Origin of the sequence: Flavobacterium plurextorum (assembly GCF_002217395.1) — a bacterium.
Classification (GTDB): Bacteria; Bacteroidota; Bacteroidia; order Flavobacteriales; family Flavobacteriaceae; genus Flavobacterium; species Flavobacterium plurextorum.
The window spans coordinates 1-24,877 of the sequence record NZ_MUHD01000019.1 but is presented as its reverse complement, the minus strand read 5'-3'; the positions used below and the strand labels follow the sequence as shown (position 1 = coordinate 24,877).

Sequence of the window (24,877 nt, the reverse complement as noted above, 5' to 3'; positions counted from 1 at the left end):
GCATCATTTTATTATTTATGAGTATCCAAGAAAACATTCAATCTTTAAGAAACGAACTAAATCAGCACAACTACAACTATTATGTGCTGGATAATGCCACAATTTCAGATTATGATTTTGATCTTAAATTAAAAGAATTACAAGATTTAGAAAGTAAATACCCTGAATATTTTGACGAAAATTCACCTACACAGCGTGTTGGAGGAACCATAACAAAGAATTTTAAAACCATTGCGCATCAGTACAGAATGTACTCGCTTGACAACTCCTATTCAAAAGAAGATTTAATTGATTGGGAGAACCGTATTCAGCGTGTTTTGGGTAATGTAGATTTACAATATACCTGTGAATTAAAATACGACGGAGCTTCAATTAGTATAACTTACGAAAACGGAAAATTAGTTCAAGCACTAACTCGTGGAGATGGTTTTCAAGGAGATGAGGTAACCAGTAATATTAAAACAATCAAGTCAGTTCCTTTACAGTTGAAAGGAAATTATCCTCAAAAGTTTGATATCCGAGGAGAAATTATTCTGCCTTTTGCTGGTTTCGAAAAAATGAATCAAGAATTAATAGAGATTGGTGAAACACCTTATTCTAATCCAAGGAATACGGCTTCGGGAAGTTTAAAATTGCAAGACAGTTCAGAAGTTGCAAAGCGTCCGTTAGAATGTTTATTGTATTTTGTAATAGGAAATGATCTTCCATTTACAACCCAATTCGAAGGATTAGAAGCCGCAAGAAATTGGGGGTTTAAAGTTCCAAAAGAAGCCAAATTGGTAAATAACATGCAAGAAGTGTTTGAATTTATTGATTATTGGGATGTACACCGTCATGAATTACCTTATGAAACAGATGGAGTAGTTATAAAAGTAAACAGTATTCATTCGCAGGAAGAATTAGGGTATACCGCTAAATCGCCGCGTTGGGCAATAGCATACAAATTCAAATCAGAACAAGTTTCAACAAAATTAAAATCAATATCTTATCAAGTAGGACGTACCGGCGCCATTACACCAGTTGCAAATTTAGAACCAGTGCAATTAGCAGGAACCATTGTAAAAAGAGCCTCATTGCATAATGCAGATCAAATTGAGAAGCTTGATATTAGAATAAATGACACTGTTTTTGTCGAAAAAGGAGGAGAAATTATCCCTAAAATTATAGCAGTAGATTTAGATAAACGCCCAGAAAATTCAGAAAAAACACAATATATTACACACTGCCCTGAATGTCAAACCGAATTGGTTAGAAATGAAGGCGAAGCCAACCATTACTGCCCTAATTTTTATGGCTGTCCGCCGCAGATTATTGGACGAATTCAGCATTTCATTTCAAGAAAAGCAATGGATATTGAAGGATTGGGAGGAGAAACAGTTGCTTTATTATTCAATAACGGATTAGTGCATAATTACGCAGATCTTTATGAATTAAAAGTAGAAGATATTCTGCCGTTAGAAAGAATGGCACAAAAATCGGCTGAAAATTTGGTTAAAGGAGTCGAAAAATCAAAAGAAATTCCATTTGAGAGTGTTTTATTTGCTCTTGGAATTCGTTTTGTCGGAGAAACCGTTGCAAAAAAACTAGCCAAACATTATAAAAACATTGAAGCGCTGAGCCAAGCCTCGTTAATGGATCTGATTTTAGTAGATGAAATTGGAGAAAGAATTGCCAAAAGTGTTATAGAGTTTTTTGAGAATGAAGAAAACAAACGCATCATTGAACGTTTAAAAAGTTATGGAATTCAATTTGAAATAATTGAGAAAATCAACCCAAATGCTACTGAGAAATTTATAGGAAAAACTTTTGTTGTTTCTGGAGTCTTTACCACATTTTCTAGAGACGAATTGAAGAAAACAATAGAAGATAACGGCGGAAAAGTAGGAAGTTCTATTTCTGCAAAAACCGATTTTGTAGTAGCAGGAGATAATATGGGACCAGCTAAATTAGAAAAAGCTAATAAGCTGAATATTCCAATATTATCAGAGGAAGATTTTATAAGTAAATTGAATGAAAGCGAATAAACCATCGTTAATTTTATTTTTTTCAGCACTGCTGTTTACAATTATCTTTGATTGGACAGGGCAGGAATTTTTAGCAATCTATGCTAAAGCAATCGTGCTTCCAGCAATTTTTATTTATTTTTTGATAAGTAACGATTTCAAGATTAGAAAAACAGAAGGATTTATTTTTCTATTTTGTTTTATAGGGCAGGTTTTCGATCTTATGGACATCGAAATTTCGGAAATAGGAGGAGTAATAAGTTTCTTGATTGTATACCTGTTAATCATGAAAATTTTCATTTTCGAGCACGAAAAAATAACCCTGAAAAAAAAGGACATACTGCCAATATCTATCGTAGTGATATTTATTGTCTACCTTTTAATTTCAGTCCTGAGCCTGCAATTTGATAAAATGAAAAGATTCAATGCAATCTATACCATTTACGGTATAGTACTTAGTTTAGTAAGTTATTTTTCGTTTGTAAGCTACATCACAAAAGGAACATTTTTAGCACTATTAATGTCCCTTATGGCAATAAGTTATATTTTTTCGGATATATTCTATATTTTCAATGAGTACTTTTCGTACTCAGTCGTATTATTCTTAATTCGAGATGTAACACAAATCCTGGCTTACTATTTTATGGTCGAATATTTCCTTGAAAAAGAGAAAAATAATAGAAAAGCATTATACAACAATTGATCTGGCTTGATTGCTGTGCGCTTTATCTTTATCAAAGTAAAAATCAATTCGGCCTAAATTTATTCCGTAACAGCCAACTTGATTTACCAAAACATTTTCTCCTGCCTTGTTTTTTACAATAGTAGGCTTATCAAGAAAAGTATGCGTATGACCGCCAATTATTAAATCAATATCCTGAGTAAGTTCAGCCAATTTTAAATCGCAAATTTTAGCAGAATCATCTCTATACTTATAGCCTAAATGCGAAAGACAAACAACTAAATCACATTTTTCCTCTTTCTTCAATAATTGAGTCATATCCTGAGCAATTTCAACAGGATCATTATAAACAGTTTCCTTATAAAGTTGTTTGTCAACTAATCCAGCCATTTCGATACCAAGACCAAAAACACCAACCTTAATACCATTTTTATTAAAAATCTTATAAGGTTTTACAAGTCCGTTCATGACCGTGTTTTTAAAGTCATAATTAGAACAAATAAAATCAAAAGAAGCGTGAGGCATTTGTGCATATAAACCATCCAAACCATTATCAAAATCATGATTCCCTATAGTCGATGCATCATATTTCATCATACTCATCAGCTTAAATTCAAGTTCGCCCCCATAATAATTAAAATAAGGAGTTCCTTGAAAAATATCGCCGGCATCTAATAAAAGAACATTTGGATTTTCCTGACGAATAGTTTCAATAAGCGCAGCCCTGCGAGATACACCGCCTTTGTTTGGGTTACGAGGATCATCAGCCGGAAAAGGATCTATATGACTATGAACATCATTAGTATGAAGAATCGTTAGATGTTTAACATCGTTACTTCCAAAACTGCTTAATGATAACCCTAAGCTTAATAAAGCAGTACTTGCAGCGGTTTTTTCGATAAATTCTCTTCTTTTCATTGTATATGTTTTTTTGCGGGAACGCTTGTATTTTTATTTTCAGTAATTCTATTTTTTAACTGCTGATTTCACGAATTAAAACAAATTGTTTTTTTAGCATTTTTAAATTCGTGCAATTCGTGGCGAATTTTTTTACTCTTCAGTAATTCTAATGTTTTTAGGCACAGGAATAGTATCAACTTGTTTGAAATAATCAATAAGTACATTTCGAAGCTTGTAGTTCAAATCAAATTTTTGAACGTTTTTCAAGAAAAAATTCATACTATCGCCGCCATTAGCCAAATAATCATTAGTAGCAACATAATAAATCTTGTCAAGATCAAGAGGTTTACCCTGAATAAGTATGTTTTTAGCCGTTTGATCCTTTGCAATTGTAAACGTCATTCCTGATAAAGGATGAGGTTTTTTCTCCTTAATAATGTAAGTAGTCATTTCTAAAACCTGTTGTCCTTTTAAAGCTAGAACCACAAGATTATTTTCAAAAGGCATAATTTCAAAAGCAGATCTCGTAGTAACGTTGCCTTTTGGTAAAATAGCACGAATACCGCCATGATTTAAGAAGCATAAATCGATATCTTTTTTTTCACGAGCCTTAAAAACAAGATTTCCTCGTTCTAAACAAACATCAGCCATTAAGCAGCCTATACTTGTTTGCCATTTGCCGGTACTTTTGTCAAGCGTTTCAGGGCAATAAGCAAGAATACTGTCTAAATCTTTATTTATATGATCGCGATAAGGCTTTATAAAAGTCTCAATTTCGGGTGTTTGTGCACTTTTTTCTGTAACAGGGATTTGTTTTCCTTCTATTTTTGTCAGATTGTATTTTTTAGTACTGCAGGAAAATATTGAAAATAGTGTTAAGAATATAACAAAAAGTTTTAAAAATCGGTTATACTTTTTTAGTTTTACCATTTTAAATGCGGCTTAAATAATTAATTTTGTAATTTGGTAAAAGTACTATGTTTTTAAATTATATAAAGGAATTTTTTGTAAAAAAATCATTAAAAAATAACTTGAATAATCTCAAAAACGAAGTCTTTACTAGCAATGTGCAAACAATTGGTTTATTAGTTGATGAAAGTAAATTTCAGTATTCTAAAGAGTTAATAAAAGAATTAACACTTTATGGAATCGCTTCGGAAAACATAAAAATCGTTGCATACAGAGATAAATTTAAAGTAAAAGAAACGTATTCAGAGCCCACTTTTGGTAAAAATCATATCAATTGGAAAGGAGAGATTACAGAAAATTTTTTAAATGAGTTTATCGAAACAGAATTTGATCTTTTGATTAGTTATTACGAAATCGAAAAAGCAATTTTGATGATCATAACCAACAGCTCAAAAGCTCGGTTTAAAGTAGGATTTGCTTCAGTAGACAATCGATTGAATCGCTGGATGATTAAAACCGAAATAGAGAATTATAAACTTTTCATTAAAGAATTGTTTAAGTATTTAAAAAGTATAAAATAAATTATAAATTAATATGCAATCATTAATAGGAACTGGTGTTGCACTTGTAACTCCATTTAAAAAAGACTTTTCAATAGATATCGAAGCCTTACAGCGTATCGTTAATTTTTCGATAGATGGAGGGGTTGAGTATCTTGTAGTTATGGGAACAACGGCAGAAAATGCTACCTTAACACAAGAAGAGAAAGAGTTGGTTATAAACACCGTTATCGATGTTAATAAAGGAAGACTGCCTCTAGTTCTTGGAGTAGGAGGAAACAATACTATGCAGATTGTAGAAGAATTGAAAACAAGAGATTTTTCAGCTTTTGAAGCTATACTTTCTGTTTCACCATATTATAATAAGCCAACGCAAGAAGGAATTTATCAGCATTTTAAAGCAATTGCAGAAGCATCTCCAGTGCCTGTAATTTTGTATAACGTTCCAGGAAGAACAGCAAGTAATATGCTGCCGTCTACTGTAGTTCGTTTAGCAAATGATTTTAGTAATGTAGTTGCTATAAAAGAAGCTGCTGGAGATATGGCTCAAGCAATGCAGATTATCAAAGATGCACCAAAAGATTTCTTGGTGATTTCTGGAGATGATATGATCGCTCTGCCGATTGTTTTAGCAGGAGGTGCAGGTGTGATTTCAGTAATTGGACAAGGTTTTCCTAAAGAATTTTCAGAAATGATTCGTTTAGGATTGAATAAAAAAGTAAACGAAGCGTTTAAAACACAATATTTATTGTCAGATTGTATTGATATGATTTTTGAGCAGGGAAATCCAGCAGGAATTAAACAAATCTTTCAAGCCCTTGGTATTGCTGATAATACTGTGCGTTTACCTCTAGTAGCTGTTGACGATTCGCTGGCGCAAAGATTAAATGATTTTGTAAAAGCGAGTATTTAGTAACTCTAAGATTATCGGTATTTTATTATACGAAAAAAATATTTTGCATTCGCTAAATTAATAACTAAATTTGCCACCGAAACTTCGGTGTGATTTTGCTTTGGCATAACGTCTAAGGAATCATAATAAAAGTAAGAAAATGAAAAAACTAGTATCTCTGTTAATTGTTGTTGCCCTTTTTTGTTCTTGTAGTGATTACCAAAAAGCATTAAAAAATGAAGATGTCGCAGCAAAATTTGAAATGGCGACAAAAATGTATGATGCTGGAAAATATTCAAAAGCAATTCGTCTTTTTGAGCAATTGGCACCTACATATAGAGGAAAGCCTCAAGCAGAAAAGCTTTTTTATATGTTTTCACAGTCTTACTATAAAACAAAACAATATTATTTAGCAGGATACCAATTCGAAAGTTTTGTATCAGGTTATCCACGAAGTGAAAAAGTACAAGAAGCCGCTTTCTTAGGTGCTTTTAGTTACTCGAAATTAGCTCCGGTTTACAGTTTAGATCAAGCAGATACAGTAAAAGCATTAGAGAAATTACAAGCCTTTATTGATAATTATCCAAACTCAGAATATCTTGCTCAAGCAAATGAAGCTGTGAAAATATTAAATGGAAAGTTAGAGAAGAAAGCATACGAAAATGCTAAAGGGTATAACACAATTTCAGATTACAAATCAGCGTTAGTAGCATTTGATAATTTTATTGCAGATTTCCCTGGAACACCTTTTAAAGAAGATGCTTTGTTTTACAAATACGATTCAGCATATCAATTAGCAATTAATAGTATTCCATCAAAAATGGAAGAACGTTTAAACGTTGCGAAAGTTGCATACAATAATTTGATAAAGTTTAAAAGCGATACAAAGTATAAAGAAAAGGCAGAAGAAATGAATGCCAGAGTTGAAACAGATTTACAAAAATTTACTAAATAAATAAAGTCATGGATTTAAAAAAGACGAATGCTCCTGTTAATACAATAACTTACAATAAAACAGTTATTGAAGAGCCAACAGGAAATGTGTATGAAGCAATTACCATTATGGCTAAAAGAGCAAATCAAATTAATTCTGAAATTAAAAAAGAATTAACTGAGAAATTAGAAGAGTTTGCTACTTACAATGACAGTCTTGAAGAAGTTTTTGAAAATAAAGAGCAAATTGAAGTTTCTAAATTTTACGAAAAATTACCAAAACCACACGCTCTAGCAGTTCAAGAATGGTTAGATGGTAAAACTTACCACAGAAGTTCAAATAAATAATATAGTATAATGTCAGTTTTAAACGGGAAGAAAATTTTACTAGGAGTTTCTGGTGGAATTGCAGCGTATAAAACAGCCTCATTAGTACGACTTTTTATAAAAGCAGGTGCACATGTCCAAGTGATAATGACACCTGCTTCTAAGGATTTTGTAACCCCGCTTACATTATCTACCTTATCAAAAAATCCTGTACATTCTAATTTCTTTAATCAGGACGATGAAGATGCTGTATGGAACAATCATGTAGAATTAGCTCTTTGGGCTGATTTAATGTTGATTGCGCCAGCAACCGCTAATACATTGTCGAAAATGGCAAATGGAAATTGCGATAATCTTTTGATTGCGGCCTATTTGTCAGCTAAATGTCCTGTTTATTTTGCTCCTGCAATGGATTTAGATATGTATAAACACCCATCAACATTGTCTAGTTTTGCTTCTTTAAAACAGTTTGGAAATATAATGATTCCTGCTGAAAATGGCGAACTTGCAAGTGGATTGTCTGGTGAAGGACGTATGGCTGAACCAGAAAATATTATTGCTTTTTTAGAGGCTGATTTAGAAAGTAAACTGCCTTTGAAAGGAAAAAAAATACTAGTTACTGCTGGACCAACATACGAAGCAATAGATCCTGTACGTTTTATAGGAAATCATTCCTCAGGAAAAATGGGGTTTGATATTGCAAATGAAGCTTCAAAACTTGGAGCAGAAGTTGTTTTAGTTGCAGGACCAACACATTTAAAAGTTAAAAACCAGTCTATTGAAGTTGTAAACGTTACGTCTGCACAAGATATGTATGATGCTTGTCATTTGCATTTTAAAAACTCTGATGTAGTAATTGCAGCAGCAGCGGTAGCAGATTACAGACCAAAAGAAGTTGCTTTACAGAAAATCAAGAAAAATTCAAACGAATTTTCGATTGAGCTGGAAAAAACAAAAGATATTTTGTCATCTTTGGGAGCAGCTAAAGAAAAGCAGTTTTTAATTGGCTTTGCTTTAGAAACTGAAAATGAAATTGAAAATGCTAAGCTGAAAATTCAGAAAAAAAACTTAGATTTGATTGTTTTAAATTCCTTACAAGATGAAGGAGCTGGATTTAAAAAAGAAACCAATAAAGTTACTTTTATTGATAAAAACTTCAAGATCGAGCCAATGGAATTAAAATCTAAGGAATTTGTAGCAATTGATATTTTAAAGAAAGTAGTTTCGTTTTTCTCTAAATAGTTAGGATTTAGCACAGCGTCTTAAAGTAAGTTTGAGATGGCTTTTTATAGCAGTTAATATTTTTTATATGAATAAAATAGTTACTCTTTTAGCGTTTTTAATTTTTGGCTTTACACAAGCACAACAACTAAATTGTACAGTAACTATTAATACTGAAAGACTGCCAAATCCCAATCAGCAGGTTTTTAAAACACTTCAAACGGCTTTGTCCGAATTTGTAAACAAAACAGATTGGACAGGTTCTGTTTTAAAGCAGAATGAACGAATTAACTGTTCAATGTATATTACGCTTTCATCTAACAGCTCAGATCAATTTACAGGAACAATACAAGTACAGTCTTCTCGATTGATTTTTAATTCAACCTATTCTTCACCAGTTTTGAATTACAATGATAAAGATTTCAACTTTAAATATACAGAGTACGAACCTTTATTATTTAATCCATCTGTTTATGAATCCAACTTAGTTTCTGTAGTATCGTTTTACAGCTATTTAATTTTAGGAATGGATGCAGATACGTTTCAAATGGGAGCAGGGAATCAATATCTTGAAACTGCTCAAAACATTGCAAACGTTGCACAGCAGGGAGGATTTAAAGGATGGAATCAGTCTGATGGACTTCAAAATCGTTATTATTTGATTAATGATATGGTTTCTCCAATGTTTAGTGATTTGCGTCAGGTAACTTATGCATATCACACAGGTTTAGATGGTATGAGCCTTGATTTGAAAACTTCAAAAGAAAAAATAAAAAATGCAATTCTAATTATCGGAAGGTTAAATACAGTTAAGCCAAATGCTTTTTTGACTAGAATATTTTTTGATGCAAAATCAGATGAAATTGTTTCTATTTTCTCTGGAGGTCCAAGTATTCCAATTTCTGATTTAACAGATGTTTTAAATAAAGTTTCGCCATTAAATTCTTCAAAATGGTCTCAAATAAAGTTTTAATAACTTTGTTTCTTATTTTTTCATTAGCTTAAATATTTATAAATTCCCCCTATGATAACTTCACTGTCAATTAAAAATTATGCCCTTATTGAAAAGCTTTCAATTGATTTTTCAAAAGGATTTTCTATAATTACAGGAGAAACAGGAGCTGGTAAATCTATAATATTAGGTGCAATCGGCTTGGTTCTAGGGAAAAGAGCAGATCTTACTTCGTTAAAAAATAAAGAAGAAAAATGTGTCATAGAAGCTCAGTTTGAAATTTCTAAATACAATCTAAAAGAGTTTTTTGAGACAAACGATTTAGATTACGAAGACGAAACCATAATTCGTCGTGAAATTTTGCCTTCTGGAAAATCTCGCGCCTTTATAAATGATAGTCCTGTGAACCTACAGGAACTGCAAGATTTAAGTTTGTTTTTAATAGATATTCATTCGCAGCAGCAAACTCAGGAATTATCAGAGGAAAGTGTTCAATTTAAAATTATTGATGCAATTGCGAGTAACGGAAATACAATTGCAGCATATCAAGATTTATTAAAAGTTTATAAATCAGATAAGTCAAAGTTAAACGCCTTGCTTAAAAAACAAAGCGATTCAGGAAAAGAACAAGAGTACAATACTTTTTTACTGAATGAATTGGTTTCGGCTAAATTAAAATCTGGTGAACAAGCAGAATTGGAATCTGATTTTGAGAAACTTAATAATGTTGAAATTATTAAAGAATCAATTGATAAATCGCTTGTAATTGCAAACGAAGAGCAATTTGGAGTTTTTCATAATTTAAATGAAATTAAAGGATCGCTGCAAAAAATTGCACCTTTTTCGTCTGAATATCAGAATTTATTCGAAAGGATAACAAGTTTATCTATCGAATTTGATGATATTTCTAAAGAGTTACAAAATGCCGTTGAAAAATTAGTAAACGACCCAGAGCAATTAGAAGCAATTAGTCAAAAATTGCAGTTAATTTTCAATCTGCAGAAAAAGCACCATGCGGCTTCTGTAGAGGAATTGCTTCAAATTCAGGAAGATTTAGGAAAGACGTTGCTTGAATTGGATAATATCGAAGAAGAAATAGAATCTCTTTCAAAAGCAATAGAGCAAAAAGCGGTCGAATTGAATGAATTTGCGACAGTAATTCATAAAAACAGAATTGATGCAATTCCGGTTTTATCCAATCAATTGATAACTATTTTAGATACGTTGGGAATGCCTAATGTTCGCTTTAAAATTGAATTGATTCCATCAGAAACTTATTTTCAGAATGGAAAAGATGAATTGCAGTTTTTGTTCGCAGCCAATAAAGGAACTGATTTTGGATTACTGAAAAAAGTGGCATCAGGAGGAGAGATGTCTCGTATTATGCTTGCAGTAAAAGCAATATTAGCTCAATATTCAAAATTACCGACTTTAATTTTTGATGAAATTGATACAGGAGTTTCTGGTGAAATAGCTATTAGGATGGGGGAAATTATGAAAGAAATGAGTTTAAAAATGCAAATTTTTGCCATTACACATTTACCTCAAATTGCTGCAAAAGGTGATTCGCACTTTAAAGTTTTTAAATCAATAATTGATGATGCAACGCAGTCAGAATTAAAGCTTTTGTCTCAGGACGAAAGAGTTATAGAGATTGCGCAAATGTTATCTGGTGCAGTGGTTTCAGATTCAGCTTTAAATCATGCCAAAGCCTTGTTGAACTAAAGAAATAATTTATATTTGCCATCTAAAAACTTATTAAACAAACGAAATTAGTTTATCATTTGTGATTATTAATGAGAAGCTGATTTACGAATAAATAAAAAAAGTATGATTATAGAGCCTAGAATGAGAGGATTTATTTGTTTGACAGCCCACCCAAAGGGAGCCGAACAAAATGTTAAAAATCAAATAGAATATATCAAATCAAAAGGTGCAATCGCTGGTGCAAAAAAAGTACTGGTTATTGGTGCTTCAACAGGTTTTGGATTAGCTTCAAGAATTACAAGTGCTTTTGGATCTGATGCTGCTACAATTGGAGTGTTTTTTGAAAAACCGCCGGTTGAAGGAAAAACAGCTTCTCCGGGTTGGTATAATTCTGCTGCATTTGAAACAGAAGCTCACAAAGCAGGTTTATATGCGAAAAGTATCAATGGAGATGCTTTTTCAAACGAGATAAAAAGAGAAACATTAGATTTAATAAAAGCTGATTTAGGACAAGTAGATCTTGTTATTTATAGTTTAGCTTCACCAGTGCGTACAAATCCTAATACAGGAGTTTTACACCGTTCAGTATTAAAACCAATTGGACAAACTTTTACAAATAAAACAGTTGATTTTCATACAGGAAATGTAACTGAAGTTTCAATCGCTCCTGCAAACGAGGAAGATATTGAAAATACAGTTGCAGTTATGGGTGGTGAAGACTGGTCAATGTGGATGGATGCTTTAAAGAGCGAAAATTTATTGGCAGAAGGAGCTACAACAATCGCTTATTCTTATATTGGGCCAGAACTTACAGAAGCTGTTTATCGTAAAGGTACAATCGGACGTGCGAAAGATCATTTAGAAGCGACTGCATTTACAATTACAGACAGTTTAAAATCTATAGGAGGAAAAGCGTATGTTTCTGTAAATAAAGCATTAGTTACACAAGCAAGTTCTGCAATTCCGGTTATTCCATTGTATATTTCTCTTTTGTACAAAATCATGAAAGAAGAAGGTATTCATGAAGGATGTATCGAGCAGATTCAGCGTTTGTTTCAAGACAGATTGTATTCTGGTTCTGAAGTTCCAACAGATGAAAAAGGAAGAATTAGAATTGATGATTGGGAAATGCGTGAAGATGTTCAGGCAAAAGTTGCTGAGCTTTGGAAAGAAGCTACGACAGAAACATTACCAGCTATTGGAGACTTAGCAGGTTATAGAAATGATTTCTTAAATTTATTTGGATTTGAATTTGCTGGAGTTGACTACAAAGCTGAAGCAAATGAGATAGTTAATATTGAAAGTATCAAATAAATAAAAATTAACATAAGTAAAAAACCATCAACCAAAAGTTGATGGTTTTTTTATGAATATAGCCTATCTTTGTTAAAATTTTTAAAGTTTAAAATATACAATTTAATACCGCATTCCCATTATGATTTTTTCTTTAATTATACCTGTGTATAATCGTCCAGATGAAGTAGATGAGCTTTTAGAAAGTCTTTCAAAATCTGATTATAATGAAGCTTTTGAGATTGTCCTTGTCGAAGACGGGTCGACAATTCCTTGTAAAGATGTTGTAATGACTTATCAAGGAAAATTAAATATTTCATACTATTTTAAAGAAAATTCCGGGCCGGGTGATTCTAGAAATTTTGGAATGCAAAAGGCTAGAGGAGATTATTTTATCATATTCGATTCAGATTGTATAATTCCTCCAAATTATCTAAGTGAAGTTCGCAAGGCTTTAAATGAAGATTATGTGGATTGTTTTGGTGGTCCAGATAAAGCATTAGATAGTTTTTCAGACATACAAAAAGCAATCAATTTTGCTATGACTTCTTTCTTGACAACAGGAGGAATTCGTGGTGGTTCTGAAAAAATTAATAAGTTTCAGCCGCGAAGTTTTAATATGGGAATTTCTAAAAAAGCATTTGAAGCTTCAAAAGGATTTGGTAATATACATCCTGGGGAAGATCCGGATTTATCCATTCGTTTATGGAATTTAGGATTTGAAACTCGATTATTTCCAGATGCCTATGTGTATCATAAACGTAGAATCGATTGGGAGAAATTCTCGATACAGGTTAATAAGTTCGGAAAAGCTCGTCCAATATTAAATAGTTGGTATCCAGAGCATAAAAAGCTGACTTTCTGGTTTCCTACTTTGTTTATATTAGGTCTATTATTAGCTTTTTTACTATTAATATTCAATATTGATATTTTATTACAATTATATTTTGTATATTTCGTTATAATTTTTCTTACAGCAACTATTCAGAATAAAAGCATTAAAATTGGGTATCTATCTGTAATTGCAGTTTGGAAACAGTTTTACGGATATGGAAGAGGGTTTTTAGAGTCTTTCATAAAAGTTATTTTATTAAAGAGAAAACCGCAAGAAGCTTTTCCTCGTATGTTTTTTAAAGTATAATTCATGGTTAAAGTCATTGGTTTAACAGGCGGAATTGGAAGCGGTAAAACTACAATAGCCAATTTTTTTAAAGAAAAAGGTGTGCCGGTTTATATATCCGATGATGAAGCCAAGAAAGTAATGCAGTCGATTGAAATTATCGATAAAATAAAAAGCGCTTTTGGTGAGACTTTTTTTGAAAACAATGTTTTAAATAGAGCAAAACTTGCTGAAATTGTATTTAATAATGCAGATAAGCTCGCTCAGTTAAATGCTATTGTGCATCCAGCTGTTAAAAAGGATTTTGAAAATTGGCTCCAGCAGCATAAAAACGATCAATTTGTGGTTTATGAAGCAGCTATTTTATTTGAAAGCGGAAGATATAAAGAGTGTGATTACATTGTTACTGTAACAGCTCCAATCGAAGTACGTATTGAAAGAGTAATAAAACGCGACAATACTACAAGAGAACAGGTTTTAAGCCGAATGGAAATGCAGTGGAATGATGAAAAACGAATTTCTTTGAGCAATTTTGTTATTAATAACAGTAATCTTAAAATTGCTAACGAAGAAGTTGTTAAAATTCTTAAAATTTTAAATATAAAACAAAATCAGTCTTAAATGTTAATATTTGGTTAATGTATTATTTAGTATATTGTTAAAATATTAATTTTGTTTCGATGAATAAATTATTTTTTAGAATACTTGTTTTATTGATGAGCTTGTCCTTAATAGGGATAATTCTAGTACAGGTATTTTGGTTTAATTCTTCGTTTAAAAATAACGAAGAACAGTTTAAATACCACGTTACACAAGTAATCGGAAATGTTGCTGATAAGCTTGAACAACAAGAAGAGTACAGTTTTTACGATAAATACAATCGTATAAAAGACAGTACAGGGAAAATTCCAAAAAAAGAAGATTTATTGCAGGTTTTTTATGTTCAGAGAAATGCAAAGACGAATAAAACTATTATATACTCGAATACATTAACTTCTGAAGATTATGATATAAGCGGTTCGCTTTTTAATAAAAAATTCAGCAGTGAACGATTTAAAAATTTTAGTACGAAAAGAGTAACTGAAGTTTATAACAATAATAACGGTATTGATAATAATAATTTAGGACAGAGTTTAATACCTGATCTAAAGATTGAAAAATCAGGTAGTTTAGATATTCTTAATAAAGTTCAACAGCAAATTCAATATAAAGATATTGCGTCATTAACCCCAATTGATGGCAGAATTACAAAAGATAAACTCTATAAACTCTTAAAGAAAGAATTAGAAGAATACGGCGTTAAAACCAAATTTGAATTTGGAGTTTACAGCAGCGGCGTTCCAACTAAAATAAAGTCGGATGGATTTCATTACGACAAAGAGGCAACGTATAGTATTCCAATTTTTACAGATAACGAAGGAAATAGTAAGTATCAGTTATCAGTTACATTTCCTCATAAAAAGAAATTTTTATTATCTGAATTGTTAAGCATTACGATATTATCGATCGTTTTTACATTAATTATTATAATAGCTTATACCAGTGCATTAAACCAGTTGCTGCGTCAAAAACATATTTCTGAAATCAAAACCGATTTTATAAATAATATGACGCATGAGTTTAAAACTCCAATTGCAACTATAAATTTAGCGCTGGATGCAATTAGGAATCCAAAAATTATTGAAGATAAAGAAAAGGTTTATCGTTATCTTCAAATGATTCGGGATGAGAATAAGAGAATGCATGCACAAGTTGAGAATGTATTACGTATTTCTAAACTTGAAAAACGAGAATTAGATATTACAAAAGAGCCAACTGTAATTACTGAAATAATTGATGATGCAATTGAGCACGTAAATTTAATTTTAGAAGATAGAAAAGGGACTGTTGTAAGACATTATAATGCAGCCAGAACCACTTGTTTGATAAATGAAGTACATTTTACAAACGTATTGGTTAATATTTTAGAAAATGCAATAAAATATTCACCAGATACTCCTGAAATTGAAATTTTTACAGAGAATGTCAAAGACATGATTCTGATAAAAGTAAAAGACAATGGATTAGGTATGAGTAAAATTGCTCAAAAAAGGGTTTTTGAGAAGTTTTATAGAGAACATACAGGAGATTTACATAACGTAAAAGGACATGGTTTAGGTCTTGCTTACGTAAAAAGAATTGTAGAAGACCACAATGGTCAAGTATATGTTGAAAGTGAAAAAGGAAAAGGTAGCACCTTTATAATAAAAATACCATTAATAAATTAAAATATGGAAAATAATAACAAAAGAATACTTTTAGTAGAAGATGACCTTAATTTTGGGGCAGTTCTTAAAGATTATCTAATGTTAAATGACTTTGAAGTTACTTTAGCTAAAAACGGTATGGAAGGTTTCGAGAAATTCAAAAAAGATGTATATGATTTATGCATTCTGGATGTAATGATGCCTTATAAAGATGGTTACACTTTAGCCAAAGAAATCAGAGAAAAAAACAGTGAAGTGCCTATTATCTTCTTAACAGCAAAATCTATGAAAGAGGATGTGTTAAAAGGATACAAAGCTGGTGCTGACGATTATTTGAATAAGCCTTTTGATTCAGAAGTTTTATTGATGAAAATAAAAGCTATTATTCAAAGAAAATCTGCTGATACAAAAGCAGAACAAGTTCAATTTGAGTTTAATATTGGTAAATTCCACCTTAATTCTAAACTTAGATTTTTAACTTTTGAAAACGAAGAACCAATAAAATTGTCTCCAAAAGAGAACGAATTGCTTAAAATGTTGATTCTTCATGAAAATGACTTAATGCCAAGAGAATTGGCTTTGACTAAGATTTGGAGAGACGACAATTACTTTACTTCAAGAAGTATGGACGTTTACATCGCGAAACTTAGAAAATATCTAAAAGCAGATGAAGATGTAGAAATCTTAAATATTCACGGAGAAGGTTTCAGATTAGTTGTTAAAAGCAAAGTGTCTGAATAATAAATTCATCCGAAAAAATAGAAGCTCTGAGTAATCAGAGCTTTTTTTATGCTTTAAAATTAGAATTTATATAGCTCACGATTTCAACCTTAGAAGACGAATTACAATAATTAATTACACACTAACGGTTGAAATCGTTGGTAATGCCGACAAAAATCTAATTAAATTTCATTGGAGTTAAAAGTCTTATTACCAAGCTAATAGTTTTGTTTTTGTTAAGTATTAAAGAGAGTAAAAATTTATTTTAAAGAATTTTCTTTAAAATAAATTTGGATATTCAAAAAACAATTCTGAATATTTGCAGACGAAAAAATAATAACCCTTTTAAAAACGAAGAAAATGTTTGTATTTACATCAACATCACAAAGCTTCACACCAAACAGATTTGGTGCAGCATTTCTTCGTGGCTTATTTCAATCTTAGAAATACCTTTTTAGATATATAAAAGAGCCCGAAGACATTTAGTTTCGGGCTTTTTTTATTCTAGACACTTCAAATTTTCCCGAAAGAATAATTTAACAACTATCCGAAAGGATTAAAGATTTCGCATGTTTATTTCATTTTGAACCATTTACAGTTCATTTTGATTTGAGCTTGCACAACAAATAATTAAATAATTTATGGGAAATAAATTAACTGGAAAAGACCTGATTAAATTAGGTTTTCCAAAGAACAATTCAATAAATATTGCTTTAGGGCAGATAAACAGATATAGAAAAAGAGAAAAAAAGGAATCTATTTTAACGGAAGCAAAAGATGTACTCTTAAATCCTGAAAATTATGATGGACATGGAACTTGGGGAAAAGTAGCCGAAGGTTTGATAAAACCAGTTCAGGTTAGAATGCATCAGCTTAAAACAACAAGAGTACCTTTTACGATTTTTGGCGAAAATGAAATAGATCAGCAGGCAAAGTTTCAACTGTATGATTCTTTGAAGCTGCCAGTTTCAGTTGCAGGAGCATTAATGCCAGACGCACATTCGGGTTATGGATTGCCAATTGGCGGAGTTTTGGCAACAGATAATGCTGTAATTCCGTATGGAGTTGGGGTTGATATTGGATGCCGAATGAGTCTTTCGATTTTCGATTTGCCCGCTTCTCATTTCAAAGGAAAAGAACATCAATTAGAAGCAATTTTAAAAGACAATACAAAATTTGGGATGTATGAAACGCACGCTTCAAGAGTCGATCATGAAGTGTTTTATAAAAGTGAATTTCAGGATATTCCATTACTGAAGAATCTTTTACCAAAAGCCTATAAACAATTAGGAAGTTCAGGTGGAGGAAATCATTTTGTCGAATTCGGAATCGCTAAAATTGAAAACCCAGAGAACGAATGGAAGCTTGATAAAGGCGAATATTTTGCCGTTCTTTCGCATAGCGGTTCTCGTGGTTTAGGGGCAAACATTGCGAAACATTATACGTATCTGGCAACAAAGCAGTGTCCGTTACCAAAAAACGTACAGCATTTGGCTTGGTTAGATTTAAATACGCACGATGGTCAGGAATATTGGCTGGCGATGAATTTAGCCGGAGAATATGCAAAAGCTTGTCATGACGATATTCATAGGCGAATTGCAAAAGCAATTGGTAAACGAGTTGTAGTAACAATTGAAAACCATCATAATTTTGCATGGAAAGAGATGTTAAACGGTAAGGAATGTATTGTTCACAGAAAAGGTGCGACTCCTGCGGCAGAAGGTCAGTTGGGAATTATTCCTGGTTCGATGACTGCGCCAGGCTACATTGTAAAAGGAAAAGGAAATGCAGATAGTTTAAATTCTGCTTCACATGGCGCTGGACGTTTGTTTTCTCGAGCGAAATGTAAAAGTACGTTTACGCAAAGTGAAATTAAAAAGGTTTTGAAAGCAAATGATGTAACCTTGATTGGAGGAAACATTGACGAAGCTCCAATGGCGTATAAGGACATTACAAAAGTAATGGCAAATCAAACCGATCTGGTTGAAGTTTTGGGAACTTTTACGCCGAAGATTGTTAGAATGGATCGTTAAAAAAAAGAAGGTTATGGAAAGATTTCAAGATGAAAATAAATGGTTAGGGAGTTTCTACAATGAGATTTTAGTAAAGTGCCCAAAATGTGAATCTAGGGCCAATGTAAAGAGTGTACCTAAAAAAGATTGTGAATGTGGTAAATGCATCACAATGATTTTTGAATGCAAAGATTGCTTTTACAAAATTGATGAACCTATTTATCAATATGTGGCATACGGGAAAGAGTATTGTAATAATTGCTTTGAAAAATTTGAATACGAGTCTCAGGCATTAAAAGAAAAGCCGCTTATGTATAAAACCAAATGTCCTCATTGTAATTTTCAAGAGGAATGGAAAACAAAGTCTTATAGAGTTAGAAAGGAATCAAAACAAGATGTTGGTTTGGTAAAAGAAAGTTGGTATAATTTGCCTTTGTGGTTTCAAAAAGAAGTAGGCGACAATATTTTTTGGGCTTATAATCAAGATCATATTGATTATTTAGAAAGATATATTCAAGCTGATTTAAGAGAACGGAATTCGAAAGTTAACTATTCATCAAGTTTAGTTTCTCGTTTACCGCAATTTGTAAAAGCAGCAAAAAGTAGAGAAAAATTGCTTAAGATTTTAAGAAAATGGAAAGAATAATTCAAATAACAGCGGGTCGCGGACCTGCTGAATGCACTTGGGTTGCTGCCCAAGTGCTTAAAAAAGTTTTGGATGAAGCGCAAGATCAGCAGCTGGATGTTGTTTTGCTTCAGCGAGAAGTTGGTCAGGAAAATGGAACGGTTGAAACAGCATCAATTGCTGTAAAAGGAATAAATGCGGACAGTTTTGTGAATTCTTGGGTTGGTACAATTCAGTGGATCGGTCAAAGTCAGTTTAGGAAAATGCACAAACGGAAGAACTGGTTTATCGGGATTTTTGAAATCGAACCGCAAAAAAATGCATCAGTTTCAGAAAATGATATTCAGTATCAGGCAATGCGTAGTTCTGGAGCAGGAGGTCAGCATGTGAATAAAGTGAGTTCAGCAATTCGTGCAACACATATTCCTACTGGAATTGCTGTGGTAGCAATGGACAGTCGTTCGCAGCATCAAAACAAAAAATTAGCAACAGAAAGATTATTAAAAAAATTAGAAGACGAAAAACTAACTCAGCTTAAAAATCATGTAGGAAAACAATGGGAAAATCAGCAGAATATTCAGCGTGGGAATCCTATTAGAGTTTTTACCGGGAGTGATTTTAAGAAGAATAAAATAGAGAAAAATTATAAAGGAACTCGTCAGAAATTAAAAAACGATTTACGAAATGAGCATGATTAAAAACTTGATCGCAAGAAACAATAATGATATGCGAATTATATGTGATCAAAATAACAATAAATATCAACAGATAAAATGAAAACAATTGATAAATATCTTTTTCAGGCTTTGGATAACTATCCGTATTCGCTTGAGGAAACCATTGAGTCTTTGGATTATGCTTTTTCTTATGATGCAAAAAATACTATGGTTTTGTGTTTGTACGGAAGAATTCAGGCGGAGCAGTTACTGAATTATGAAGATGCAAAATCCTATTTTCAGGAAGCTTTGGCTATTAATATTTATGCGTTTGAAGTGTATCCGCATTATTTGCAGACTTTAATTTTAAATGAAGATTTTGAAGAAGCTCAAAAGTTAATCGATTTTGCTTTAACGATAAAAGGAATAAATAAATCTGATATCTATGTGAAGCAAGCGATTCTTTTTGAAGTTCAAAAGGAATTTGAAAAAGCATTAAAAGAAATTAGAAATGCAAAATTATGCACTTTACAGTTTGCTTTTGATTCTGATATTAGTGAAGTAGAGAAAAGAATTCAAGGAAAAATAGATTTGTTAAAGAAAAAAAGGAAAACTAAAAAGAGCTCTAAAGAGAAATCGAGATGATTTTAAACAAAAAAACGATGCAATTTGCATCGTTTTTTATTTTAGGAGTAAGCTCAAAGTCTGTGATTTCTCCTTCGTCGAAATGACAAGATTGTGTAAATAGAGAAGAAATTTACTTCCAATGCAATTCTAAAGCAAAGCAGGTTTTGTCGCCTTTTGTAATGCTGAATGTCGCTGTTGTATGATCGTCATCTTCACTTTCATGAATCACAACATTATCTTTTAATGAAAGTTCTTTCATGAAATTCATTTCGAAGCTTTTTACTTCCTGCTTCATGATTCTTTTTGGGTCAACATGATCGAGACACCATTCAAGATATTTTACGTTGTTTACGTGGTTTACAATGTCTAAATCAGATAAGTAAACTATTTTTTCAAAAACGGCTTCTTTTTCGTGATTGATATTTATTTTAGAAAAACCTTCCTCAGTTGCTCTATTTTCAGGAAATAATTCGAAATGTTCGTAAGGCAACGCTAAAGCTTCCGGGCGGCGTAATTGTGTATTAAAAACTGCCCAATAGGTTTCGCAGCCTACGATCTTCTTTCCGTTTACATACATTTCTAAAGCACGAACGGAGCGTGAGTTCTCCAGACTATTAATCCATGTTTTTACGGTTACTACATCCTGCCATTTTGGTAAAGCGTGAACTTCGACGCGCATTCGGCTTAAAACCCAAGCTTGGTGAAATTCCTGCATATCATAAAAGCTGATTCCTCCAATTTCAGAGTGTGCGGCAGCGGTTAATTGTAAAATATTACACAAATCGGTATATTTTAAGAAACCTGTTGGCGTACATTGTGTAAAATTGATTTCCCAGTCTTTACTTAAAACGGATGTAAAATTTGGAGATATTGGCATTTGATGTTTTTAGAGTTTAGATTGTTGATTTTAGATTTTACCTCAGAAAATAGAATATAGATGAAAGAAAAAAGACTTTTACTTTAGAAGATTTTCTATGTAGTCAATAATTCTTTTTCTATCTGTTGCGTAATCAAACCATTTTGTATTTTCATTTCGTTTGAACCACGTTAATTGTCTTTTGGAGAATCGTCGTGTATTTTTTTTGATTTCATCTATGGCAAAAGGCAAAGTGAATTCTCCATCAAAATAACTAAATAATTCTCTATAACCGACGGTTTGAAGTGCATTTAACGCTTTATTAGGATACAATGCTTTTGCTTCTTCAAGTAAACCTTCATTCATCATAATATCAACACGCTGGTTGATTCGGTTGTAAATGATTTCTCTGTCGGCATCTAAACCAATTAAAATAGGAGTGAAGTTTCTATTGTTTTTTTTCTGATTTAGAAATGATGAATAGGGTTTTTGGGCTCCAATACAAACTTCTACAAAACGCATCATTCGCTGTGGATTTTGTAGTGTTTGCGGGTTTTCTAAAGTAATTTTTTGATAATATTCAGGATCTAAACTTTTCAGTTGTTCTTGAAGATATTCAATTCCAAGTTTTTCATAATTAGCGTTTACTAGAGAACGAACTTGAGGATCGATCTCAGGAAATTCATCGAAACCTTTTAAAATGGCATCAACATATAATCCTGAACCACCAATAAGAATGACAAAATCATTGGTTTGAAATAGTTCTTCAATTTTGGCTAAAGCTTCTTTTTCGTAATCACCAACGGTATAATTTTCGAAAATAGATTTGTTTTGAATGAAATGATGTTGGGCCGCACTTAATTCTTCTTGATTAGGAACTGCGGTTCCAATGGTCATTTCTTTGAAAAACTGACGGCTGTCGCAAGAAACAATTTCGCATTTGAAATGTTGTGCTAAAGCAATACTTAAGGCTGTTTTGCCTATTGCTGTTGGTCCGACAATGGTAATTAGGTATTTCATATTGTTTTTAGCCCGGATGGAAATGAAAACCCCGGACTTATGTTTGTTCGTTTTTTTTGGGATAAAAAAGCGACTTTAGAAGCTTTTTTTATGCCTTTAAAAAACAACAAAGATAAGGAGGAGTTGCAATGTACAGCCGGATCAGCTTCTTAAATTTAACTATTTGGCAATTGAGTTCCGCATTCGTAACAATATTTGGCGTTATCGAAGTGAACTTGCGATTGACATTTTTTGCATGTTTTTTTAGTGTTTACGGAACTGCTTTTTAGACTGCTTTTTGCAAACTCTGCGGTTACAATTCCAGTTGGAACAGCAATGATTCCATAACCTAAAATCATTACAAGTGCTGCGATAAACTGTCCTAAAGGAGATTGTGGCGAAATGTCACCGTAACCAACTGTTGTCAGTGTTACGATTGTCCAGTAAATTCCCATTGGAATACTGGTGAATCCAGACTCTTTGCCTTCGACTAAATACATAATTGTACCAATGATTACGGTACTGATAAGTACAAAATAGATGAAAACTAAAATTTTCTCCTTACTGGCTTCTATTGCATCTTTAAGCTGTGCGGATTGATGGGAGATTTGTGGAATATGCAGTATTTTGAATAATCGGAAAAAACGCAGCGCTCTGACAACGGATAAAACACTTGCTCCAGGAAAAAATATTGATAAATACATAGGTAAAACAGCAAGTAAATCGATAATCCCGTAGAAGCTGAATACGTATTTGACTGGTTTTTGAATGGAGATGATTCTTAAGATATATTCTATTGTAAAAAACACAGTAATAATCCATTCGCAAATAAGCAGCTGGTTGTGGTATTTTTGGCTGATTCCTTCGACGGTATCGAGCATAATAAGAAGAACACTTAGTAATATCAATCCCAATAAAACCAAATCGAACATTCGTCCTAATATGGTATTAGTACCGTATAGAATAATTTTTATTCGTTCTCTGAATATTTCGTAGTTCGTTTTTTTGTTTTTCATATCAGCGAAGCTAATGATAGTTTCGAGCGTTAAAAATGAAGAATCTTGAGATTCTTGTTTTTACGGATGTAGTTCTGTATAATATTTTTTACATCTCGATTGTGCTGCATTGGTATTAAAATGTTTTTTAGAATCTCGATATTCGTAATTTGATAATTTAAATCGTAATACGCATAACCTTTATAGATTCCATTTTCGATCAAAACGGCACTTCTTTCGTTTACATTTCGACCTCTGTCTTTTAAAATCATGCTTTTATTCTCAAAACTATTTTCAGAGATAAACTGCTGCACTCGGGCATTGTAAACTTCTGGAGTAATTTCGCCAATACAAGCTCCGTCGCACTGTTTTATTTTATATTGAAAACACTCTTTTTTTGTTTGATAAAGTCCCGTCAGTTTTTGACAGAGATGATATTTTTCTGTGAATCTAAAAAGGGCATTTTTCGCTTCTTGCAGAGTAACAAACGAAGTGATTTCTCGCTTACGACCGTCGGTTTTTTCAATTTTTAGATTAATATAGCCATTTGAATCTTTTTCAGAATATAGGGCATATTGAAAAATTGTTTTGCGTTGAGCACGATTATATCGCGGTCTGTTTATTTTTATTTCTTCACTTTCTTTTAAAAGAGCAATTAATTCACTTCCGGTTTCATCATATGTAATAGTAAAAACTTCGGCTTGGATTTTTTTACTTTTTGTCGTGATTCCTGTAAAATGCTGATTGATTCTTTTTTTTATGTTTTGACTTTTGCCGATGTATATTAAAGTCCCGCTTTCGTTGTAAATATAATATACGCCGGTTTTTGCAGGCATTTGGTTTAATAGATCTAGAAATTTTGGTGCAATTCCTTTTTCTACTTCCAGCTTTATAAAATCTTTTACGATTGTTTTTTCTAAGTCTTTTTCTAAAAGCATTTTAAACAACTTTGTAGTTGCCATTGCATCTCCGCTGGCGCGATGTCTGTCTGCCATTGGAATTCCAAGAGCGCGCACTAGTTTTCCTAAACTATAGGAAGGCTGCTCTGGAATTAATTTTTTTGCAAGTTCAACGGTACAAAGTGTTTTTGCTTGAAAGTCATAACCAAGACGTCTAAATTCTGTTCGTAAAATTCGGTAATCAAATGATGCGTTGTGAGCAACAATAATACAGTCTGATGTTATTTCGATGATTCGCTTGGCTACTTCAAAAAATTTTGGAGCTGACTGCAACATAGCATTGTTGATTCCAGTTAATTTAACCACAAAGGGCTGAATTGGAATTTCGGGATTAATTAGGCTGATAAACTGATCAACTACTTCATGGCCATCAAATTTATAAATGGCAATTTCAGTAATTCCTTCTTCATTAAACTGGCCTCCAGTAGTTTCTATGTCTAGTATTGCGTACATTCTTAAATGTCAATGGTCAATGATATAGAAATAAAAATCAAATAATTCGTTTTTTTATCCTTTAAAAAATAGACTTTAAAAACGGCTCGTTTATTTGTTTCAGTATTCTCTTTGATTAGAGAATATCTTCATTTTTATATTCTTGAATTATAATATTTTTTCAGGTTTCAAGATAGAAAATACTACTTGAAAAACCATTCTTTTTTTTAAAATTATTGTAAGTTTAAAAT

General features: G+C 32.1%; 24 protein-coding genes. 18 read left to right on the top strand and 6 right to left on the bottom strand.

What is annotated here, in order from left to right; all coding sequences use genetic code 11:
* The first annotated feature begins 17 nt into the window (after window positions 1–17).
* Together ligA and B0A81_RS10895 are read left to right on the top strand one after the other, a co-directional pair.
* Window positions 18–2,024 carry an NAD-dependent DNA ligase LigA gene (gene ligA / locus B0A81_RS10900; protein WP_089058068.1) on the top strand — a complete coding sequence of 669 codons (2,007 nt, stop codon included), beginning with the start codon at window positions 18–20 and terminating at the stop codon, window positions 2,022–2,024.
* Window positions 2,011–2,706 carry a hypothetical protein gene (locus B0A81_RS10895; RefSeq protein ID WP_089058067.1) on the top strand — a complete coding sequence of 232 codons (696 nt, stop codon included), beginning with the start codon at window positions 2,011–2,013 and terminating at the stop codon, window positions 2,704–2,706. The genes ligA and B0A81_RS10895 overlap by 14 nt, the downstream gene beginning before the upstream one ends.
* On the opposite strand, the gene B0A81_RS10890 is transcribed toward B0A81_RS10895, so the two are convergent.
* The gene (locus B0A81_RS10890; RefSeq protein ID WP_089058066.1) at window positions 2,692–3,603 is read right to left on the bottom strand and encodes a bifunctional metallophosphatase/5'-nucleotidase; all 912 of its coding nucleotides are present in this window, start codon (window positions 3,601–3,603) and stop codon (window positions 2,692–2,694) included. The two genes, B0A81_RS10895 and B0A81_RS10890, sit on opposite strands and share 15 nt — an antisense overlap.
* Before the next feature lie 132 nt (window positions 3,604–3,735).
* Window positions 3,736–4,515, bottom strand: coding sequence for a 5'-nucleotidase C-terminal domain-containing protein (locus tag B0A81_RS10885; RefSeq protein WP_089058065.1), 780 nt, complete (start codon window positions 4,513–4,515; stop codon window positions 3,736–3,738).
* A gap of 47 nt (window positions 4,516–4,562) precedes the next feature.
* On the opposite strand from B0A81_RS10885, the gene B0A81_RS10880 reads away from it, so the two are divergent.
* The 16 genes from B0A81_RS10880 to B0A81_RS10805 all read left to right on the top strand — a co-directional run bounded on the left by B0A81_RS10880 (window position 4,563) and on the right by B0A81_RS10805 (window position 20,403).
* On the top strand, window positions 4,563–5,075 hold the full coding sequence (locus B0A81_RS10880) for a DUF6913 domain-containing protein (protein WP_089058064.1): 513 nt from the start codon (window positions 4,563–4,565) through the stop codon (window positions 5,073–5,075).
* A gap of 13 nt (window positions 5,076–5,088) precedes the next feature.
* A complete protein-coding gene (gene dapA / locus B0A81_RS10875; protein WP_089058063.1) occupies window positions 5,089–5,967 on the top strand; it encodes a 4-hydroxy-tetrahydrodipicolinate synthase in 879 nt (292 codons plus the stop codon).
* A gap of 139 nt (window positions 5,968–6,106) precedes the next feature.
* Complete coding sequence (locus B0A81_RS10870; RefSeq protein ID WP_089058062.1) at window positions 6,107–6,901, top strand: outer membrane protein assembly factor BamD; 795 nt, start codon at window positions 6,107–6,109, stop codon at window positions 6,899–6,901.
* 8 nt (window positions 6,902–6,909) lie between these two features.
* Window positions 6,910–7,227 (top strand): DNA-directed RNA polymerase subunit omega, encoded by a 318-nt coding sequence (locus B0A81_RS10865; RefSeq protein ID WP_008463064.1) that lies wholly within the window; start codon window positions 6,910–6,912, stop codon window positions 7,225–7,227.
* A gap of 9 nt (window positions 7,228–7,236) precedes the next feature.
* Window positions 7,237–8,448, top strand: a complete 1,212-nt coding sequence (coaBC, locus tag B0A81_RS10860) for a bifunctional phosphopantothenoylcysteine decarboxylase/phosphopantothenate--cysteine ligase CoaBC (RefSeq protein ID WP_089058061.1) — start codon at window positions 7,237–7,239, stop codon at window positions 8,446–8,448.
* Window positions 8,449–8,515: 67 nt separating this feature from the next.
* Complete coding sequence (gene porD, locus B0A81_RS10855) at window positions 8,516–9,400, top strand: type IX secretion system protein PorD (RefSeq protein WP_089058060.1); 885 nt, start codon at window positions 8,516–8,518, stop codon at window positions 9,398–9,400.
* A gap of 51 nt (window positions 9,401–9,451) precedes the next feature.
* Entirely contained in the window at window positions 9,452–11,104 is a 1,653-nt protein-coding gene (gene recN / locus B0A81_RS10850; RefSeq protein WP_089058059.1) for a DNA repair protein RecN, read from the top strand.
* Between the two features lie 105 nt (window positions 11,105–11,209).
* The gene (gene fabV / locus B0A81_RS10845) at window positions 11,210–12,400 is read left to right on the top strand and encodes an enoyl-ACP reductase FabV (protein WP_089058058.1); all 1,191 of its coding nucleotides are present in this window, start codon (window positions 11,210–11,212) and stop codon (window positions 12,398–12,400) included.
* A gap of 121 nt (window positions 12,401–12,521) precedes the next feature.
* The gene (locus B0A81_RS10840; RefSeq protein WP_089058057.1) at window positions 12,522–13,520 is read left to right on the top strand and encodes a glycosyltransferase; all 999 of its coding nucleotides are present in this window, start codon (window positions 12,522–12,524) and stop codon (window positions 13,518–13,520) included.
* Between the two features lie 3 nt (window positions 13,521–13,523).
* A complete protein-coding gene (gene coaE / locus B0A81_RS10835; RefSeq protein ID WP_089058056.1) occupies window positions 13,524–14,120 on the top strand; it encodes a dephospho-CoA kinase in 597 nt (198 codons plus the stop codon).
* Between the two features lie 59 nt (window positions 14,121–14,179).
* The gene (locus tag B0A81_RS10830) at window positions 14,180–15,766 is read left to right on the top strand and encodes a sensor histidine kinase (RefSeq protein WP_089058055.1); all 1,587 of its coding nucleotides are present in this window, start codon (window positions 14,180–14,182) and stop codon (window positions 15,764–15,766) included.
* 3 nt (window positions 15,767–15,769) lie between these two features.
* Window positions 15,770–16,486 (top strand): response regulator transcription factor, encoded by a 717-nt coding sequence (locus B0A81_RS10825; RefSeq protein ID WP_071637402.1) that lies wholly within the window; start codon window positions 15,770–15,772, stop codon window positions 16,484–16,486.
* 620 nt (window positions 16,487–17,106) lie between these two features.
* Window positions 17,107–18,498 (top strand): RtcB family protein, encoded by a 1,392-nt coding sequence (locus B0A81_RS10820; protein ID WP_089058054.1) that lies wholly within the window; start codon window positions 17,107–17,109, stop codon window positions 18,496–18,498.
* Between the two features lie 13 nt (window positions 18,499–18,511).
* Window positions 18,512–19,123 (top strand): hypothetical protein, encoded by a 612-nt coding sequence (locus B0A81_RS10815; protein ID WP_089058087.1) that lies wholly within the window; start codon window positions 18,512–18,514, stop codon window positions 19,121–19,123.
* Entirely contained in the window at window positions 19,111–19,800 is a 690-nt protein-coding gene (gene prfH, locus B0A81_RS10810; protein ID WP_089058053.1) for a peptide chain release factor H, read from the top strand. The genes B0A81_RS10815 and prfH overlap by 13 nt, the downstream gene beginning before the upstream one ends.
* A 75-nt stretch (window positions 19,801–19,875) precedes the next feature.
* Entirely contained in the window at window positions 19,876–20,403 is a 528-nt protein-coding gene (locus B0A81_RS10805) for a hypothetical protein (RefSeq protein WP_089058052.1), read from the top strand.
* A gap of 112 nt (window positions 20,404–20,515) precedes the next feature.
* Here B0A81_RS10805 and B0A81_RS10800 read toward each other — a convergent pair whose 3' ends face one another.
* From B0A81_RS10800 to B0A81_RS10785, 4 genes are all read right to left on the bottom strand, one after another.
* Entirely contained in the window at window positions 20,516–21,262 is a 747-nt protein-coding gene (locus tag B0A81_RS10800) for an acyl-[acyl-carrier-protein] thioesterase (protein WP_089058051.1), read from the bottom strand.
* A gap of 78 nt (window positions 21,263–21,340) precedes the next feature.
* The gene (gene miaA / locus B0A81_RS10795) at window positions 21,341–22,261 is read right to left on the bottom strand and encodes a tRNA (adenosine(37)-N6)-dimethylallyltransferase MiaA (RefSeq protein ID WP_089058050.1); all 921 of its coding nucleotides are present in this window, start codon (window positions 22,259–22,261) and stop codon (window positions 21,341–21,343) included.
* Between the two features lie 155 nt (window positions 22,262–22,416).
* Window positions 22,417–23,256 carry an ion transporter gene (locus B0A81_RS10790; RefSeq protein WP_089058049.1) on the bottom strand — a complete coding sequence of 280 codons (840 nt, stop codon included), beginning with the start codon at window positions 23,254–23,256 and terminating at the stop codon, window positions 22,417–22,419.
* A gap of 29 nt (window positions 23,257–23,285) precedes the next feature.
* Window positions 23,286–24,647, bottom strand: a complete 1,362-nt coding sequence (locus B0A81_RS10785; RefSeq protein ID WP_089055969.1) for an exonuclease domain-containing protein — start codon at window positions 24,645–24,647, stop codon at window positions 23,286–23,288.
* Between the last annotated feature and the right edge of the window lie 230 nt (window positions 24,648–24,877).

Coding starts and splice junctions, on each gene's coding strand:
- ligA (WP_089058068.1), top strand. CDS start 18: ATGAGTATCCAAGAAAACATTCAATCTTTAAGAAACGAACTAAATCAG.
- B0A81_RS10895 (WP_089058067.1), top strand. CDS start 2,011: ATGAAAGCGAATAAACCATCGTTAATTTTATTTTTTTCAGCACTGCTG.
- B0A81_RS10890 (WP_089058066.1), bottom strand. CDS start 3,603: ATGAAAAGAAGAGAATTTATCGAAAAAACCGCTGCAAGTACTGCTTTA.
- B0A81_RS10885 (WP_089058065.1), bottom strand. CDS start 4,515: ATGGTAAAACTAAAAAAGTATAACCGATTTTTAAAACTTTTTGTTATA.
- B0A81_RS10880 (WP_089058064.1), top strand. CDS start 4,563: ATGTTTTTAAATTATATAAAGGAATTTTTTGTAAAAAAATCATTAAAA.
- dapA (WP_089058063.1), top strand. CDS start 5,089: ATGCAATCATTAATAGGAACTGGTGTTGCACTTGTAACTCCATTTAAA.
- B0A81_RS10870 (WP_089058062.1), top strand. CDS start 6,107: ATGAAAAAACTAGTATCTCTGTTAATTGTTGTTGCCCTTTTTTGTTCT.
- B0A81_RS10865 (WP_008463064.1), top strand. CDS start 6,910: ATGGATTTAAAAAAGACGAATGCTCCTGTTAATACAATAACTTACAAT.
- coaBC (WP_089058061.1), top strand. CDS start 7,237: ATGTCAGTTTTAAACGGGAAGAAAATTTTACTAGGAGTTTCTGGTGGA.
- porD (WP_089058060.1), top strand. CDS start 8,516: ATGAATAAAATAGTTACTCTTTTAGCGTTTTTAATTTTTGGCTTTACA.
- recN (WP_089058059.1), top strand. CDS start 9,452: ATGATAACTTCACTGTCAATTAAAAATTATGCCCTTATTGAAAAGCTT.
- fabV (WP_089058058.1), top strand. CDS start 11,210: ATGATTATAGAGCCTAGAATGAGAGGATTTATTTGTTTGACAGCCCAC.
- B0A81_RS10840 (WP_089058057.1), top strand. CDS start 12,522: ATGATTTTTTCTTTAATTATACCTGTGTATAATCGTCCAGATGAAGTA.
- coaE (WP_089058056.1), top strand. CDS start 13,524: ATGGTTAAAGTCATTGGTTTAACAGGCGGAATTGGAAGCGGTAAAACT.
- B0A81_RS10830 (WP_089058055.1), top strand. CDS start 14,180: ATGAATAAATTATTTTTTAGAATACTTGTTTTATTGATGAGCTTGTCC.
- B0A81_RS10825 (WP_071637402.1), top strand. CDS start 15,770: ATGGAAAATAATAACAAAAGAATACTTTTAGTAGAAGATGACCTTAAT.
- B0A81_RS10820 (WP_089058054.1), top strand. CDS start 17,107: ATGGGAAATAAATTAACTGGAAAAGACCTGATTAAATTAGGTTTTCCA.
- B0A81_RS10815 (WP_089058087.1), top strand. CDS start 18,512: ATGGAAAGATTTCAAGATGAAAATAAATGGTTAGGGAGTTTCTACAAT.
- prfH (WP_089058053.1), top strand. CDS start 19,111: ATGGAAAGAATAATTCAAATAACAGCGGGTCGCGGACCTGCTGAATGC.
- B0A81_RS10805 (WP_089058052.1), top strand. CDS start 19,876: ATGAAAACAATTGATAAATATCTTTTTCAGGCTTTGGATAACTATCCG.
- B0A81_RS10800 (WP_089058051.1), bottom strand. CDS start 21,262: ATGCCAATATCTCCAAATTTTACATCCGTTTTAAGTAAAGACTGGGAA.
- miaA (WP_089058050.1), bottom strand. CDS start 22,261: ATGAAATACCTAATTACCATTGTCGGACCAACAGCAATAGGCAAAACA.
- B0A81_RS10790 (WP_089058049.1), bottom strand. CDS start 23,256: ATGAAAAACAAAAAAACGAACTACGAAATATTCAGAGAACGAATAAAA.
- B0A81_RS10785 (WP_089055969.1), bottom strand. CDS start 24,647: ATGTACGCAATACTAGACATAGAAACTACTGGAGGCCAGTTTAATGAA.